Below are 16,034 nucleotides of genomic sequence, written 5' to 3' on the forward strand. Positions count from 1 at the left end.
AAAAAACAATCACTATTAAAAGCCAGCGGTATGGAAGGGGAATTATCATGAGTATTTCTATTATAATGATGGGTTTCATTATAGGAGGATTGGTTGGAGTAACAGGGATAGGCGGAGCTGCATTACTGACTCCATTTCTTCTAACACTAGGTATAAGTCCTTCTGTAGCTGTTGGAACGGATTTAGTATATAATTCTATCACTAAAATGTTTGGAATATCCCAACACTGGAAACAGAAGACCATCAATTTTAGATTAGTAAAATATCTAGCTGTTGGGAGTATCCCTAGTGCGGTTATCGCAGTGGTAACAATTCATGTCTTACCAATTGTTCATTATAATCGAGAGGGAATTATAAAATATATATTAGGTTATGTTTTAATTATTGCGGCAATTTCTATTTTTATAAAAATATTTTTCTATAATGAATCTAGGCAAAATTATTTTCAAAAACAGACTATGAAACAAAAAAAGAACCTAACAGTTATTATTGGCGCAATACTCGGTTTTATCGTGGGGCTTACTTCTGTTGGATCAGGCTCTTTATTCGCTATTGCAATGATATATTTATATCGACTGGAACCATCCGAATTAGTGGGAACGGATATTACACATGCGTTTTTATTAGTGACGGTTGCAAGCATACTAAATATGAATTTAGGAAACGTAGATTATCTTTTATTAATTCACCTACTCATTGGTTCTATCCCAGGTGTCATACTTGGGAGTAAATTCTCCACTAAGATCCCCGTTAAACTTCTTCAAATATTTTTAGCTATCATTATTGGTGTTAGTGGACTAAAGTTAGTTATCGCTTATTAAAAATATTTTATGTTTTTGCTATATAAGAATGGAGGTTCAAAATGAATCATACAGAACTATATAATTTTATACTCAAGCAAGGGCGTATACCTCATTTTCATAAAGATTTTCCCCTAATCTTATTTTGGAGCCAAAAAAGTGGTTGTACCTCGCTAGCGCACTGGTTTTTTTATCAAATGAATTTATTTAAAGAAGCGATAAAATACAACTCGTTCATTCATAACTATGAGCATGAAGTATATAAGAACTCTACACATTATTTAATACGATTAGCTAATGGCTTACAAACTAAAGAGAAAAATACGTACAAACTAGTAAGAAATCCTTATAGAAGAGCAGTAAGTTCTTTTGTTGCTCTGATTCCACCACCAAATATTGAGAATCCTGCATGGAAGCCCATTCGCCTATTCCTGTACGGTGACGAAACCTGCAATAAGCCAATTTCCTTTAAGCTATTTCTGTATTATTTAAAAGCACACATGACCCAATTAGATCAAATGGATTCTCACTTTACCCAACAATACATACAAGGGGAAGAGGAATTTGTTACAAACTATATTTATCTAGAAAATTTCAACACAGAGATTTCAAAACTAGAAGAGGAATATAAATTGAAAAAATCACCATTAGATCTATTATCAAAATCTTGGCATTATCAAGGTAGTAAGATGATTTACAAAGGAGTTTATGCAGAAGCTGATATTACCAAGCCTCTTTTTCCACGATTACCTACTTATGATAGTTTTTATGACGCAGAAACTATTCAGTTGGTTCAAGAGATATTTGAAAAAGACTTTAAGATGTATCATTATGATTTAAATTCTTTTTCTTAAAATAAAAGTGTTCCAAGCCTCTGATTCTATTCAGTGTGTTTGGTTAAAACTGATATGACGATTTTTATGATGCGCAATTAAATTGTAAATGGAGTAATCCGGTATTAGAAAGGGGAATTATTAATTTAAGAAATGCATTTTATGACAAGCTTAAAACGAAACATTCACTCGATATACATCACTTAGATGATGAAGTAATTGAACGGGGATCTTCTATAAAGAAGCCATTAATGTATAGTGTAGATGAAATCCGATCTACAGTTAGTGCGCTGCATCAAATATTGATAGAAGCTGTAAAATTAGTGAATTAAAAAAGTACTATGAGGAACATGTTGAGTCATTGAACAGGGATGAAAATTATATAAATTGGAAGTCAATAAAATACTATGAGTTTTTACTTACTACCTTGACGGATGAGAAAGATATAAAAACAGTGATCAGCCCTTTGTATCTTTTAAATGATTTGAAAAACATATTTTCCTATTTAATGTCAAATAAAAAAGTAGAAGATACGAAAAAGAATATACTGAAGACATTAGAATTAGAAGAGTTTGATTTAAAAAAAGTATATAATAGGGATATTTTTGGATTGAGGGCGTGATTTGAAGTGCTTAATAAAGATGAAAATACGGAAAGAATTTAACATTCTAATAACCATCTATCACTAAAAATGATAGGTGGTTATTGTCTTTCTAAGAAAATGATTAAACACATATTTTATGTAAAGTAACAATAAAATCGTTCAATTAACAATAATGTAAATATGTAACGGTTAAAGAATACATCAAAATTTATATAATCCAGCAGAATATATAGCTGCCAATTGGACAGGAGCAACTAGCCAACGTTTCTATCAAATATTTAATGAAGCAAAGCCCATGATGTTGAATATTCTTCAAGAACTAGATGGGCTGTCCCCCTTATTGATGATTATCAAATACCTAGTCCAGACGAAAAAATTGATTTTTTATCTGCTGGACCTGATGAAAAGTCTATGTCATATGAAGACTTTCAACATTGTATAAACAAAGCAATTGATCACTATAAAGCACAATGATTTACGTACAGCTAGCAACAAGGGCTCTATTCGCTAAGAAAAGAGCTGGTGAGGTATTTACAGGGTTTACAAGTGTTCACGAAACCTGAGCGACTTGTCATTACTTCTGGATCACAACAAGCGTTACATATATTATCAAATATTCCGTTCCCAAATAGAAAGAAAAAATATTAATTGAACAGCTAACATATTTTGGCATGATAGACACCTTACAACTAAATTAATGTGAGATACTAGGAATAGACTTAACGATGGATTAGATTTCGAACGGCTAGAATCTCTATTCTGAAACAATGACATAAAATTCTTTTATATCGTACCAAGATTCCATAATCCACTTGGTCATCACTATTCAAATAAAGAGAAGAAAAGAATCGTAACTCTTGCAGAGAAATATGATGTATACATTGTTGAAGATGATTACTTAGCAGAATTAGATGTTGATTCTAAAGCAGATCCTTTGTTTACTTATGAACCTAATGAAAGAAATATATATTAAGAGCTTTTCAAAGGCATTTTTGTCAGGATTACGCATTGCTACGGTTGTACTTCCTGAAACAATGATCCATTCCGTTGTAAGTTACAAATTCGACACTGATTTTAATACATCGGCACTTTCACAAGGGGCATTAGAAATTTATTTAAAAAGAGGTATGTTTAACTATCATTTAGAAAAAGTAAAACAATTGTATACAAACAAAATGAAGATGCTAATAAATGCTTGTTCAACATACTTACCGAAATGTATATCATTTACAAAACCCAAGAGGGGTTTTTATATGACCATTTTCTTACCTTCATAAATAGATGTAGATAAATTGATTTATCTATTGCAAGAAAGGTATATCTATGTCGATAATGCTTCTAGAATGTATATAGATAGAAAGAAACAGAAAGCAATCCGATTAAGCATTTCACAAGTAGATGAAAAGAAAATAGAACTTGGTATCCAACAAATAGCAACTTGTATAATGGAATTGTATGAGAAAAATAATTATAATTCGGTATCATTTAAGCCTTATCTTTAAACTATCATCTTTATAAAGCGAACTCCCCCCATAGATGTTAGAAACGCCTAACTACTACAGGGGGATTTTTACAACCAAGCTTTTTTTAGAAGTTCTACACCAATCTGAATTTTATCGTAAGAAAGATTACCAAAGCCCAGTTTAATAATTGGTTTTTTGGATGTGTTTTTTATAAAGTAGAGCGTGGTCGGATACACTTTAACACCATACAAATGGGCTTGTTGAATTAACCATTCTTCTGAACGGTTCAAATGGACTTTAATTAATAAATACAAACCCGACTGTTCACCAATAATAGATACATTCTCATTGAAATGTTCTTTTAATACTGATACTAAGTGGTGCATCTTCTTTTTATAAACAATACGCATTCGTTTAATATGACTGTTCCATTCTCCTTCTTCCATAAATTTGGCCATGGTAAATTGGCTAAGAATAGAAGTGGTACTTTCGAAATGAAGAAATTGATTTTTGTAACGATTTAAAATTGGCTGTGGCAATACCATATAACTCATGCGTATACCCGGAAGAAATGCCTTTGAGAAATTCCCTAGATAAATTACCCTTGTAGAATCAATAGAAGCAAGAGCTGGAAATGGTTGTTGCGTGTAGCGAAATTCACTATCATAATCGTCTTCAATAATATATCCTTGCTTTTTTTTCGCCCAATAAATTAATGAATGTCGTTGCTGAATAGGCATACTTACCCCATAGGGACTATGATGAGAAGGCGCTACATAAATTAATCGTGATTTCATATGTTCTAATTGTGAAAAATCAGCACCTGTTTCATAAACTGGTAAAGTTTCAAGAGCAAAACGATTTAATTTAAAAGCTTCTCTAGCACCATCATAACCGGGGTCCTCAACTATAACGCTTTGAAAATCATCCTTAAGTATTTGTCCAAGATATATAAGCATTTGCTGGGTACTTCCCCCAATAATAATGGCATTCGGTTCAGTTTTCACACCACGAGATTGGAATAAGTATGTGGATATTTGTTCACGCAGGCATGTCTCCCCAAAGGGTTCCCCGTATTGAAAAGTTTCCTGTAAAGTTAACACCTTATTAGAAATTCTGCGCCATATTTTTAATGGGAAGTTTACTTGATCTACTGCACCAGCCTTAAAGTCAATAAAAGAAGATAGTAACGATTCTTGTTTCTTTTTATCATAATGGATTAACGTTTCTTGAGATAAAAAAGGTTCAATTTCATTTGCAAAATAACCTTTTCTTCCTTCTCCACGAATGTAGCCTTCAGCTACAAGTTGATCATAAGCCATTAAAGTCGTATTACGGCTCACTTGAAGAGATTCTGCAAGTTGTCGAATCGACGGCAATTGTTCCCCAGCGGATATATCCCCTCGTTCAATAAATACTTTAAACTGCTCATAGATCTGTATATATTTTGGGGAATCGCCTTTAAAAGCAAAAATAGTATTTTTCATTTCCTGACTCCTTTGACATGTATATTTATTAAAAATTGTACCTTTTTATATGTCAGTTTGTATATTACTATCTTTATCAAAGGTTGTTATAATTGTGAACCGCTTGCCTGTTGTACTAAAAAATTTATATACAAATTGAAAGGAGATTTTTTATGTACATTCCTAAAATATTTAAAATGAAAGAACTAAAAGTTGCTTACGATGTAATACATAAAAACAGCTTTGCAACATTAGTTTCAATGCATGAAGATATACCTTTTGCAACACATCTACCACTACTTTTAAATAAAGAGAACACTTATTTATATGGTCATTTTGCTCTTCAGAACCCTCAGTGGAAAGATATTGAAAATAAATCAGTTTTAGCTATTTTTCATGGGCCGCATTGTTATATTTCTCCCTCTTGGTACGAGACCAACCAAGCAGTACCCACATGGAATTATGTGACTGTTCATGTCTATGGAGAATTCGAATTTATTGAAAATGAACATGAATTAATGGATTCCTTACATGACATGGTATTGAAGTATGAAGCTCCTAATAGTTCATATAAATTAAAAGATCTAGACACTACTTATCTCTCCGGGATGAACAAAGGTATTCAAGGATTCAAAATTAAAATTATCAAAATTGAGGGAAAAGAAAAGTTGAGTCAAAACCAACCATTACACAGACGAGAATTAATTGTTAATCAACTAGAAAAAATATCAAATGAAGATGAGCAAAATATTTCCTTTTTAATGAAGGAGAATTTAAAAAAGTAATCGTAATCTTATTGTTTTGATTTCCAATTCCAATTCTTTCAGCTGGAGGAATATTTATAAATATTTTTATTTCATATCAAAATGCAAATAGTAAAGGAGTAAAAAATGAAAAATCCTTTTGGTTCTTTTAGTGTTGCAATGGTTACGCCATTTTCTACTGATGGTAATCTGCATTTAGAAGGTATCCCATCATTAATTAATTATTATAAGAATTACAATGTACCAGCATTGTTAATTAGTTAGTGGTTCTACTGGTGAACAACACTCTATGACTGTTGATGAACGTGTGTCTTTATACGGAAAAGTAAAAAAATACACAAAGCGTAAAGAACAGTTTCAAAATGAAGAGTCAATGGAACGATTCCGAGTCTCGTAATTTGAGCACTATAATCAACGCTTCGCCACGCGTTGCCACATCGGTTTTAATAAGGCACGTGCAGCATTAGTAGCGATGTTTGAGGAACTTGAAGCGTAAAATCAAACCTTCAAATACAGTTATTTTTGTATCAAAAGTGACGTTTTATCTGAAAAGGTTAAAAAGTCATTTACACAAAAACATTGATGGTACCTAAAAAATTCAAATAGAAAATAAAAAGGAGATAATATAATAACAACAATTCAAAATAAAAAAAGAAACATATAAAATTCCAGAAGAGGACGCAGAATTACTGAAAATTATGTCACATCTAGTAAGGATACAAATTGTAGAAGAATTAATGCGTCATAAAATCTGCAATGTAACACAGTTAACTGAACTATTACACATACCTCAATCTACTGTTTTGCAGCATTTATCAAAAATGAAAGGGAAGATCCTAAGCGGTTTAGAGATGTACTATCGTATCCAGAATTTCAAAGTTTGTCAGTTTGGAAAATTATTCCCGGAAATTTTAAAGTTTTTGCACCAGAACCAGTTCACAAGTGCAAGGGAACATTATAACAAAGCCGAGGAACTATTGAATCATATTCCGGATGAAATTGAACATGGTGAATTTTATTTTAAATTATCAACTTTCGATTACAAACGAATCTGAAACGTCATTTTTTTTGAAATGGAAACTTTTTGTGTTGAAAATCATATATACTTTGTTTTCCAACACATCCAATTGAAAAGTCTGTAAAAAAAGTTGCACCAATGATTTTCACTACCCATTGCCATGTGTTTTCCTGTAAAAAATGGTGCGAAACATAGAGACATACCCATGTCCAAATAATGATCCAGATTTCATATTCATCATAATTTCTTTGTTCTAACATTTGTTCATGGAACGGATATACTTGGAGAAATAAAAAGGCTATCAGCAAAACTGACAGCCCAATTCCGAACATGATTATTCTTTATCACCTCATTTTTATTCACTTAAACCTCTTTATAGCGTTTCTGTAACAATTGTTGTACACGTGCCGCATACATTCTAAAATAAGGAATGTTTTGTGCGGCAACCTTTCCAAAATCCATTTGCATTAATGTTTCTTCTAACAGTGTATACTCTAATTTTAAGAATGTATCCCAAAATGCCATTCTTTCTGCATATTTCTACAAGAAAGAATTTTATGAATACAATTTTATTTTTGGAGCTTTAAAATAAAGTCGCGACGTTTATAATAAGGTTTGACTGAAAATTTTAAGTTGATATACAGGGGTTTTTCTTGTTCAATAAACGGTTATATCTTGAATAAAGGGATTGTTAAAGTTTCTAAAATTTGGAATAATTATTATGAGAGGTAGTTTGGTAGAATAATCATTTCATAAAAAAGAGAAGTTAACTTTTTAAATATTATCAACTTTATATAATCAACAATAAGAGGTACGCCTCTCTGATAATAATGTATCTCATATTAAATACAAAAATCATAAATGAGGTCATCGAATTATGAATGGACAAAATTTGAAGCGTAAAGAGCTAGATAAGGTATTAGATTTCTTAGAACAAAATAGGCTATTTAGCGGGGTGATATTATTATCTGAGGAAGGTAAAGCATTTTACAAGAGAGCAATTGGCAAGAGAAATAATTCAAGTCAACAGTCTCTTGATGCAGTATTCGAAATTGCCTCGATTTCGAAGAGCTTTACAGCAATGGCAATTATGATACTAATTGAGGAGAAAAAACTAGAGCTAGATGATAATCTTAAAAAGTTTTTCCCTTTTCTTTCTTATGAAAACATTACTATTAAAAATCTGTTAAATCACACTTCTGGACTTCCAGATTACATGGAATGGTTTGAAAATCCAGCTAACTGGAATCCTAATAGAATTGCAACGAATAAAGATATAGTTGAATTTTTGAAAGTTGAGAAGCCAGAAGTGTTATTTCATGTGAATGAAAAGTGGGAGTATTGTAATACTGGTTATGTATTACTTGCAGAAATCATAGAAATGGTTGCTAAAATGGGGTACGGAGAGTTTTTACAGAAAAGAATATTTACACCTTTAAATATGTTCAATACATCAACACATTCACAATTTTTAAATAACGACATTGAAAATTTTTCGTTAGGTTTTATCTATGATTGGGAACAGGACTTGTATAGGCTTCCAAATGAAATGGAAGAACACAAGTATGTTTACTTCTTCGATGGTGTTAAAGGTGATGGAGGTATAAAGTCCAACGTAGATGATATGCTGAAATGGGAGCGTGCTATTTATCATAATGACCTAGTATCAGAACAAACCAAGGAAAGTATTATAGATTCAGTTTTCATTAAAGGAGAAGCTGCGAATGGATATTGTCCATGTTTGCATGAAAATTCCGGGGGATATGGACTTGGTTGGAAAATAGAAAACCATCCTCAATATAAGAAGATTATTCTTCACGATGGATATTGGGCAGGTTATTATTCAGTTTTAATTAGTTATAAGGATAGTAACAAAGCTATAGTAATGTTAAATAACCTAGACTTTACGAATAACGAGTTAAACAAGATACCATATTTGTTAACTCTTACTTTAGAAAAGATTTTATTCGGTGAAAAAGTAGGGTTACAAGAGTTTGAGCAGCTAATAATGTCAAATCGTTAGAATAAGCAATTGGGATTATTTCGTTAAAGCGAAATTTGATTCTTTTAATGGAGCAATGATTATAAAAAATGTCAAAATCTTTTTAAAACATCTTTTTTCTTCCTGTTAGCCTATTAATATTATAAGTGGTTCTGGTGCAAAAACTTTAAAATACCTGGAAGTAATCTTCTAAACTTGGATATACTGAGACTAGTACTCTAAAACAGGACATGATAATCAGTATGGAAAAGCAAAATCTATTCAAGTGGAACAAGATCATCGTTTCATTAAAGAAGCCTGTGCGTTCTATGTTGGGATTCAAGTCATATGAAACAGCCAATTCTATATTGAGTGGCATTGAAGTGATGCATATGAGGAAAAAGGGACAACTTCACCAACGGGTGAAGTCTGTCCAAAATGAAGTAAAATTCATACATAAGTTGTTTGGAGTTGCATCATAATCTGTAATGGAACAGACCATGTAGGTTCTATGTCTTCATCAAATAGTTTTTGCACCAGAATCAAAAATAGAGAAATCCGAATTGAAGCTAGTTATGTCCCAGCCTCTTTAAGGTGTGTGTGTATTATCATTGAAACCTAATGTTTCTTTTAAGGCTTCAGTAAGCAATTTTGATTGATTGATGTTTTTATTTACAGCTTCTTTGTCGATCCATTCTGGGATAGTTAATGTTTTCTTTTTCAATTTAACATTGTCGGTCGTTCTATACGGTGGCATTCTGACATCGACTAATAAAACATACTCATTATCGTTTAAATCTGTTATACCTGTTATATGGGTTGGCGAAGGGATAGGGGTATTATCTTCTTCCATTATTGATAAAGAACCACCTAATACATCTCTAGCCATTTTTAAGGCTTCTTCTTGACTAAAACCGTTTGTAATAACATTTGGCAGATCGGGAAATGTTACTAAAATTTCTTTATTATCAAGAAATTTAAAGACAGCAGGGAATGCATAATAATCTTTTTTCATTTGTGTTTCCTCCATTAGTTTTATGAATTTAAAATTAATATATAATATTTATTAGCGTTCATTTTATAAGCAGGGGGGCTATTTCAGCTCGGTTTGTTTCAAGATTTCTTGTGTAAGTCCAACGTCTAAATCTTTACGGGGATGTGGAACGGAGATTTTTTTATAAATATTATAACACGTATTTTTATGCGTGCAAACGACAGTGGACAGTTTCCTTGTGTTTTTTATAAAATGCTAAGAAACTACATAAAAAGTACGGTTATAGAAATGTTGAATCGAGTATTTAGTATGGACTGCTTGGAAGGTATGAAAATAATTAAGAATAAATCAATTGATATGATTTTGTGTAACTTGCCTTACGGAACTACTGCATGCAACTGGGGTGGAATTATTCCATTTGAACCATTGTGGGAATAATATGAACGCATCATAAAAGACAACAGGGCTCTCCTTTTAACAGCAAGTCAACCATTTATGGCGAAGTTAATTGCTTCAAATCTTAAATTGTTCCGTTATGAATGGAGTTGAAAAATTTGATGATGGCGTAAAAAAATTCAAGATATCAGTGGAGTTACGCGTTACTAAACTATGTAGCGATGCGATTGGTTTTTCTGCAGGTGCATTTCGTTTTTTTGCCAACCTTGGAAGGATGTTTGAGATGGCATCTATCATGCCTTTTAAGCCATCTGAAATATCCTTTACATCACGCGATCTTTGCGTTCTTCTAAAAGCTCTTGCCAGTTATACGCTGATTCAGTTGGCGCAATCGTGTACGCAAGCACTTCTTTTGATCCGTTTTCACAAATACCAACAGCGATATAAATAGCTTCTTTTGACACCGTTTCACGACGTAATGTGATATAGGTTGCATCTACCTACACCGCATATATAGCGAGTAGGTAAAGGATGTTGATGAAACGTTTTAACTTGTTTAGAAACAGATTTTGTCATATTTGAAATCGTTTGAGGTGTGTAATGATGACGGTACATGTTCTCGATTAAATGTGCGATTTCTGTCATTGTAATTTCTTTTCTATCCCATTTGTATTTGATTTTCCGTGACTTAACGGTATTAACACTGACCTTATATTTTTCAACCAGATCCAATTTGCATACTTCCTCCTTACGGTAATTTCTTTATAAAATAAAAAAGCAGCGAATTCGCTACTTTAAATTCGTTTTATCCCCAAGAGAAATAATAGGTATATTCTCCTGTTATACTTTCATTAATTCCAATAATCTGAGTAAATCTCACATACTCCGCACCTTGCAGAAAATACATTACAATCATCATTGGCACTCGTGACCACATAAATTGATAAAACGCTTCTACTCTCTGCTTGGTTGAAACAATTAAATCATCCACAGGTCCAATATGCCATCTGGAAGTTCTAACTGAAGTAAAAGGAAGGTCTTTCCCATTAACAACTATTCTGGCCATACTTTGAGTTATATCCACATCAAGTCCTCCGCCATTACATAAAGTTGATTTCATACTCATATTTTTATAAATATTCTTGACTGTAATAAATGTTTAATGTAATCACCTTTTTTTTGCTTTTATTCAAAAAACTTTGCACTTTTTTGTACTTAACAGAATCGTATTTCAAAAAATCCATAACGAAAATGAATTTGTGCAGGGAAATGAATAATATATTCACAATCACTGCCTATAACGAAATTTGCGTCAACTGGCATGCCCTGAAAGGAAAAACTAGTTATTTCTTTGTTTTGATGTTATCTTTTGGTCTTCCATTCCTTTTTGTTTGGCATGCTAGCTCGTCGTGTGGGGGTGAAACTCTATGGTTTGGGGGAGTGAATAAAAAAGGAATATTAGAGAGTGTTGAAAAATTTCTGGGAGTGGAGAGAAGTTTGAACGGTTTGTAATGTATATAGGAGATTAAATGATAAATGTAAATCATATTCTTGAAAAAGTAAATCGAATTTCAAAGGATTCTAATTTAAAAATGAAGAATTTTTTTATGGTAAGTAGATTCGCTGGAGACAACCAAAAGGCCACTTTATAACATTCATATTATCCACCCGTATGGCTATGAGCATATTGTACAATTTTGTCCTCGCTAAGCGCTTTCTGTGTATTAGTTACATGGCTAGAATTAAACGCAAATGTGAATGCAGCTGTTAATCCAATTAAGCTAAAAATTACTTTTTTCATTTTAAAGCCTTCTTTTCAAAGTTTTGTTCTTTTGCTAGATGGCTAAGATAAAAATAGTTACTTGCTTTTGAACAGTTATTGTCTTGATGGAATAAAACCACTAATTCTTTAGCCGATTCTTGTACATATTCATGTAGGTCTTCTCTATCAAAATACGAGATTTCTGTTTTCATTGCCTTTTTGAATTCGTCAGCAATTCCTTTTTGATTTAATTTTTCTGAAATTAGAAAGTGATGTTCATGCTTTCAGTGCCGTCGGGAATCCCCCAAGTCGCTTTTACATTCCTTAGCGTACAAAAATCAGGGTTTTCACTTTCTAGAAAATGTCTTAACGTGGGTTTTATGTCGTGTGGTTGGTGGGATCCCATGAACCAGTTATTATTCAAATTGCCTTCTTTCTAAACGATCAACAGCCTTACGTTTTTTATCTTTATTAATATTTGTATAGATACTAGTAACCTCGACTGAGGTATGACCAAGTTGATCACATAGCAATACTAAATCCTTGTTTTCTTTATAGTGATTCGTAGCATATTATGGCGTAATTTATGGGACGGCGTTTCTCCTCAAATGCACTTGTATATTTCATCTCGTTACTAACATACACTTTTTTCTTTCACACTCCCCTTGAGTAAAATAAAAAACTACATGGAAAGATCAGCCTTTATATAAACATATACTCAAGTAGAACTTCCATAGTTGAGTTCTTCTAAGTGTTAAGGCGATTAGTGAGTGCACAAAATGGACATTTGAATAGGTAATGCTTTCTTAAAATAACCTTAGTTAAACTATAGGTTTAATAATACATAGAAAATGGATGCTATTATTTTCTAAAAACTTAAACCAAGTTTCGTTTAGAAAAGGGGGATATGAAAAATGTTTCAGAAGCTCAAGTTTTATTTAATGAGCATATTAATTAGTTCAATACTAGGTGGAATGATTATAGGCGCTAATTTCTTGGTCCATAACATTTATAATTTAATTGCAAGTAAAGAATATCATTTTAATATGTGGTCTTCTATTATTATATTTAATGTCGTATTTATTTTGAGTTTCTCGTACATGTTGAAGAAGGGGACGGATATACTTGTTAATGATTAAACCAATAGCAATTCTCGTAGGCGCTACCGTAATCTGGGTGGAGTCTTATTTGTTGTTAAGGAAAAAAAGAACAGTTCCGAAACGAAAAAGCAATGGATCGCTTCTTAAGTCGCGCAAATTTCATAACTTAAAGTGTAAGTTATGAAATTTGCGCATGGGGAGGGCTAGCTCTCCCAATAAAATCAATCTCTAGTAAGTACCGGAACTTCGAGGTATGAATTTTAATTTTAAACATATACATGTATAGAGTTTATTTCTATGGACAAGGAGTGAGTGGGGTGAACAGGGTAGGGAAGGTTGATTTTGTTTCTGGATTTGTACCGAGTCATAATCAGGGGTCTGTAGATTATACATCTGTAGATGTAGGGCATGTACATCAATGTTTAGATGTATCTTCTCCCCCAATTCAAACGCAGGATAGACATGTACATTATACAGAAGGTTATGTTGTATTTGAGGATGGGCATACTCATTACTATAAAGCGTACTCAGGGCCGGCGATTCCAGTTGGAAATGGAATGCATGTTCATTATTATGATTTTTATACAACAGAAGATAATGGTCATAAGCATCGTAAGCCTGCTCCGGGTAATAAATAATTAAGGAACGCTTGCTGAGGTGTGAACGTTTTAAAACAATATATTTGGAAGTTTTTAAGTGGATGTTGAAAGGTATAGGAAATCATAATCTTTCATATATATCATGTTGGAATGGTGTTTTTAGGGGATAGGGGGGATTTTTATGACGAACGAGGAACAACAATCGATTCCTGGTCATTTTGTTATGGATACGCAGAGGGCGATGTTACTTCCGCCAGAATTGAAAGCTGCACCTTCTGAATCATTAACAGAACAATTATTTATTGAGAGATCGTTAACTGAAAATCGCTTTTGGCTAAGGATTATGAAGGAGCACGCACTTTTTCTTGGTGAAGGATTTAACCGAAAAGACACTAACTTAATTCAACAGGTGGATCAATTTTTTCATCTTTTTGATCGACATTTACAAAAAGCGTTTTCTATCCCTCAAACTGTTCAAGCAGTCAGGCAATTAAATGAAGAAAGTATCCAGCTCGTTTATGCATTTCGTAATTATAAAAGAAATCTTTTAATTTTAATTATTAATTGTAAAGTAAGTGGGTTTAACTTTCCGTTATTAGTAGATCATATTGCGCGAGAAGCAGAGTATTTTATACGAACACTTCAGAAATTTAATGAAGGGAAAATGGATCCAATTCAAGATGCGATCATTAGTGAAAATGTATTTTGGTTAAGAATTATGATGGAACATTCTCGTTTTATTGCCTCATTACTTGATCAATCAGAACGAAATTTAGTTCATACTGCTTTAAAATTTGGTGATGATTTCGAAGTTCTTCTTAGTCAAGCTAGAGATGTAGAATCAATGTTATATCAGAAACAACCAACATACCCCATTATCGGAAAGATGAATAAAGATAGTGAAAACGCTACAGTTGAATTGAGAAATTTCAAAAAAGCAGGATTGGAACTTATTCAAACATGTCAAATTCGCAATGTAATTAATCCACTATTAGCGGATCATGTTGTAAGGGAGGCGGAGCATTTCTTATTTATGATTCATGTGTTAGAAGAAAGGTTGAAGCAAAAACAGGTGCAACAGTCGATGGGATGAGGGGTATACCAGTATGAACGATATATAGTAAGAAATATATTTATCAGGAGTTTTTCAAAACATGAAATTTTTAATATACAGTTACGAATAGTATTTTTAGTGAAAAACGGTAAGTCCTTCATTAAGGAATTATCGTTTTTTTTTTTTTTTTGAGGTGTTCTTTCGACCTATAATAATGGTCATGCAATATTCCTGTAAAATAGTCAACAGTACCTTGTAATAAATAGTAGTAAATGGTATATTATGGTTAGTGTAAGTACCTTGCATTAATTAGTACTGATAAAAAGGAGGATTGTCTTTGAACGTCCAGTTTAAGAAAGGTGTGCTGGAGCTTTGTGTACTGGCACTTGTTAAAAGAAAAGATTGTTATGGGTATGAACTTGTTCAAGAGATTTCTAATAAATTTTTAATATCAGAAGGTTCCGTTTATCCGTTGTTACGCCGATTAACGAAAGAAGGGTATTTTCAAACATATTTAAAAGAATCAACGGAAGGACCACCGCGTAAATATTATCAATTAACAGATCAAGGAGAAGAACAACTACATTTACTTGTAACGGAATGGCGTGATTTCGCTAAAGGGGTACAGGAAATTATTGAAGGGGTGTAATGATATGAATCAAGAGCAATTTCTTCAGGAATTATCAACACATCTTAGAAAGCTACCAGAAGAAGAAAGAAGAGATATTCTATATGACTATGAGGAACATTTTCGATTTGGGTTAGAGGAAGGGAAGACAGAAGCAGAAATTATAAAGGGACTTGGCTCGCCAAAAGCGATTGCAAAAGAGATGTTAGCCTTATATCGTTTTGATGAGATGAAAAAAGATCCGTCTGCATCAAATATAACAAGAGCTGTTACGTCGGTAGTTGGGCTTAGTTTATTAAACTTCATTATTGTATTAGGACCTTTAATTACAATTGTAAGTTTTATATTCTCACTGTGGATTGGAGGGATTTCCTCCGTTATAGCACCATTCCTAGTCGTGATTAAGATACTAACTGGCACTTTTTTATGGCTTGATATATTTGTTTCTATTACATTTTTTGGGATTGGATTATTAGTATGTATCGGTGCTTACTACTGTACAAAATGGTTTAAAAATCTTTGTATACGTTACGTCAATTGGAATCTCAAAATGATTAGAGGGGAAAAATAAG

17 protein-coding genes and 7 pseudogenes are annotated in these 16,034 nt (G+C 32.5%); 15 read left to right on the forward strand and 9 right to left on the reverse strand.

Going from position 1 to position 16,034, the window contains the following annotated elements:
- The first annotated feature begins 47 nt into the window (after positions 1–47).
- The 3 genes and pseudogenes from MR056_RS11550 to MR056_RS11560 all read left to right on the forward strand — a co-directional run.
- Positions 48–821: a sulfite exporter TauE/SafE family protein gene (locus tag MR056_RS11550; RefSeq protein WP_012094809.1), complete on the forward strand. Its 774-nt coding sequence runs from the start codon at positions 48–50 to the stop codon at positions 819–821.
- A 41-nt stretch (positions 822–862) separates the two neighbouring features.
- Positions 863–1,654 carry a sulfotransferase family 2 domain-containing protein gene (locus MR056_RS11555; RefSeq protein WP_048723347.1) on the forward strand — a complete coding sequence of 264 codons (792 nt, stop codon included), beginning with the start codon at positions 863–865 and terminating at the stop codon, positions 1,652–1,654.
- A gap of 779 nt (positions 1,655–2,433) precedes the next feature.
- Positions 2,434–2,571: pseudogene (locus tag MR056_RS11560) on the forward strand (WXG100 family type VII secretion target); the annotation flags it as partial.
- Positions 2,572–3,807: 1,236 nt separating this feature from the next.
- Here MR056_RS11560 and pdxR read toward each other — a convergent pair.
- Complete coding sequence (gene pdxR / locus MR056_RS11565; protein WP_048723352.1) at positions 3,808–5,187, reverse strand: MocR-like pyridoxine biosynthesis transcription factor PdxR; 1,380 nt, start codon at positions 5,185–5,187, stop codon at positions 3,808–3,810.
- A gap of 152 nt (positions 5,188–5,339) precedes the next feature.
- Between pdxR and MR056_RS11570 the strand changes: the two genes are divergently transcribed.
- The 4 genes and pseudogenes from MR056_RS11570 to MR056_RS11585 all read left to right on the forward strand — a co-directional run.
- The gene (locus tag MR056_RS11570; protein ID WP_048723354.1) at positions 5,340–5,951 is read left to right on the forward strand and encodes an FMN-binding negative transcriptional regulator; all 612 of its coding nucleotides are present in this window, start codon (positions 5,340–5,342) and stop codon (positions 5,949–5,951) included.
- A 105-nt stretch (positions 5,952–6,056) separates the two neighbouring features.
- Positions 6,057–6,194, forward strand: a complete 138-nt coding sequence (locus tag MR056_RS11575) for a hypothetical protein (protein ID WP_162208215.1) — start codon at positions 6,057–6,059, stop codon at positions 6,192–6,194.
- Between the two features lie 58 nt (positions 6,195–6,252).
- Positions 6,253–6,426 (forward strand): annotated as a pseudogene (locus MR056_RS11580) (IS256 family transposase); the annotation flags it as partial.
- A gap of 202 nt (positions 6,427–6,628) precedes the next feature.
- Positions 6,629–6,817 (forward strand): annotated as a pseudogene (locus tag MR056_RS11585) (ArsR family transcriptional regulator); the annotation flags it as partial.
- Between the two features lie 172 nt (positions 6,818–6,989).
- Here MR056_RS11585 and MR056_RS22430 read toward each other — a convergent pair.
- Together MR056_RS22430 and MR056_RS11590 are read right to left on the reverse strand one after the other, a co-directional pair.
- Entirely contained in the window at positions 6,990–7,286 is a 297-nt protein-coding gene (locus MR056_RS22430; protein WP_087098957.1) for a hypothetical protein, read from the reverse strand.
- A 25-nt stretch (positions 7,287–7,311) separates the two neighbouring features.
- A complete protein-coding gene (locus MR056_RS11590; RefSeq protein ID WP_012094800.1) occupies positions 7,312–7,473 on the reverse strand; it encodes a hypothetical protein in 162 nt (53 codons plus the stop codon).
- 352 nt (positions 7,474–7,825) lie between these two features.
- Between MR056_RS11590 and MR056_RS11595 the strand changes: the two genes are divergently transcribed.
- Together MR056_RS11595 and MR056_RS11600 are read left to right on the forward strand one after the other, a co-directional pair.
- Complete coding sequence (locus tag MR056_RS11595; RefSeq protein WP_048723357.1) at positions 7,826–8,971, forward strand: serine hydrolase domain-containing protein; 1,146 nt, start codon at positions 7,826–7,828, stop codon at positions 8,969–8,971.
- A gap of 244 nt (positions 8,972–9,215) precedes the next feature.
- Positions 9,216–9,411, forward strand: a pseudogene (locus MR056_RS11600) (DDE-type integrase/transposase/recombinase); the annotation flags it as partial.
- Positions 9,412–9,518: 107 nt separating this feature from the next.
- On the opposite strand, the gene MR056_RS11605 reads toward MR056_RS11600, so the two are convergent.
- Positions 9,519–9,944, reverse strand: coding sequence for a type II toxin-antitoxin system HicB family antitoxin (locus tag MR056_RS11605; protein WP_048723359.1), 426 nt, complete (start codon positions 9,942–9,944; stop codon positions 9,519–9,521).
- 267 nt (positions 9,945–10,211) lie between these two features.
- Here MR056_RS11605 and MR056_RS11610 point away from each other — a divergent pair.
- A pseudogene (locus MR056_RS11610) lies at positions 10,212–10,466 on the forward strand (site-specific DNA-methyltransferase); the annotation flags it as partial.
- Between the two features lie 117 nt (positions 10,467–10,583).
- On the opposite strand, the pseudogene MR056_RS11615 reads toward MR056_RS11610, so the two are convergent.
- The 5 genes and pseudogenes from MR056_RS11615 to MR056_RS11635 form a co-directional block, all read right to left on the reverse strand.
- A pseudogene (locus MR056_RS11615) lies at positions 10,584–11,054 on the reverse strand (transposase); the annotation flags it as partial.
- Positions 11,055–11,124: 70 nt separating this feature from the next.
- On the reverse strand, positions 11,125–11,445 hold the full coding sequence (locus MR056_RS11620) for a hypothetical protein (protein WP_048723361.1): 321 nt from the start codon (positions 11,443–11,445) through the stop codon (positions 11,125–11,127).
- Positions 11,446–11,979: 534 nt separating this feature from the next.
- Positions 11,980–12,120 carry a hypothetical protein gene (locus MR056_RS11625; RefSeq protein WP_164468638.1) on the reverse strand — a complete coding sequence of 47 codons (141 nt, stop codon included), beginning with the start codon at positions 12,118–12,120 and terminating at the stop codon, positions 11,980–11,982.
- Entirely contained in the window at positions 12,117–12,293 is a 177-nt protein-coding gene (locus MR056_RS11630) for a hypothetical protein (protein WP_012094793.1), read from the reverse strand. Before MR056_RS11630 ends, MR056_RS11625 begins: the two co-directional genes overlap by 4 nt.
- A gap of 204 nt (positions 12,294–12,497) precedes the next feature.
- A pseudogene (locus MR056_RS11635) lies at positions 12,498–12,705 on the reverse strand (tyrosine-type recombinase/integrase); the annotation flags it as partial.
- 290 nt (positions 12,706–12,995) lie between these two features.
- On the opposite strand from MR056_RS11635, the gene MR056_RS11640 reads away from it, so the two are divergent.
- The 5 genes from MR056_RS11640 (at position 12,996) to MR056_RS11660 (ending at position 16,033) form a co-directional block, all read left to right on the forward strand.
- Complete coding sequence (locus tag MR056_RS11640; RefSeq protein WP_041809877.1) at positions 12,996–13,220, forward strand: hypothetical protein; 225 nt, start codon at positions 12,996–12,998, stop codon at positions 13,218–13,220.
- Positions 13,221–13,498: 278 nt separating this feature from the next.
- Positions 13,499–13,819: a YmaF family protein gene (locus MR056_RS11645; RefSeq protein ID WP_012094791.1), complete on the forward strand. Its 321-nt coding sequence runs from the start codon at positions 13,499–13,501 to the stop codon at positions 13,817–13,819.
- A 142-nt stretch (positions 13,820–13,961) separates the two neighbouring features.
- Positions 13,962–14,873 (forward strand): DUF2935 domain-containing protein, encoded by a 912-nt coding sequence (locus tag MR056_RS11650; protein ID WP_048723363.1) that lies wholly within the window; start codon positions 13,962–13,964, stop codon positions 14,871–14,873.
- Between the two features lie 298 nt (positions 14,874–15,171).
- Positions 15,172–15,483, forward strand: a complete 312-nt coding sequence (locus MR056_RS11655; RefSeq protein ID WP_012094789.1) for a PadR family transcriptional regulator — start codon at positions 15,172–15,174, stop codon at positions 15,481–15,483.
- Positions 15,484–15,487: 4 nt separating this feature from the next.
- A complete protein-coding gene (locus MR056_RS11660) occupies positions 15,488–16,033 on the forward strand; it encodes a DUF1700 domain-containing protein (RefSeq protein ID WP_012094788.1) in 546 nt (181 codons plus the stop codon).
- Position 16,034 lies beyond the last annotated feature (1 nt).

This window comes from Bacillus cereus group sp. BfR-BA-01360 (assembly GCF_022663595.1).
Taxonomy (GTDB): Bacteria; Bacillota; Bacilli; order Bacillales; family Bacillaceae_G; genus Bacillus_A; species Bacillus_A cytotoxicus.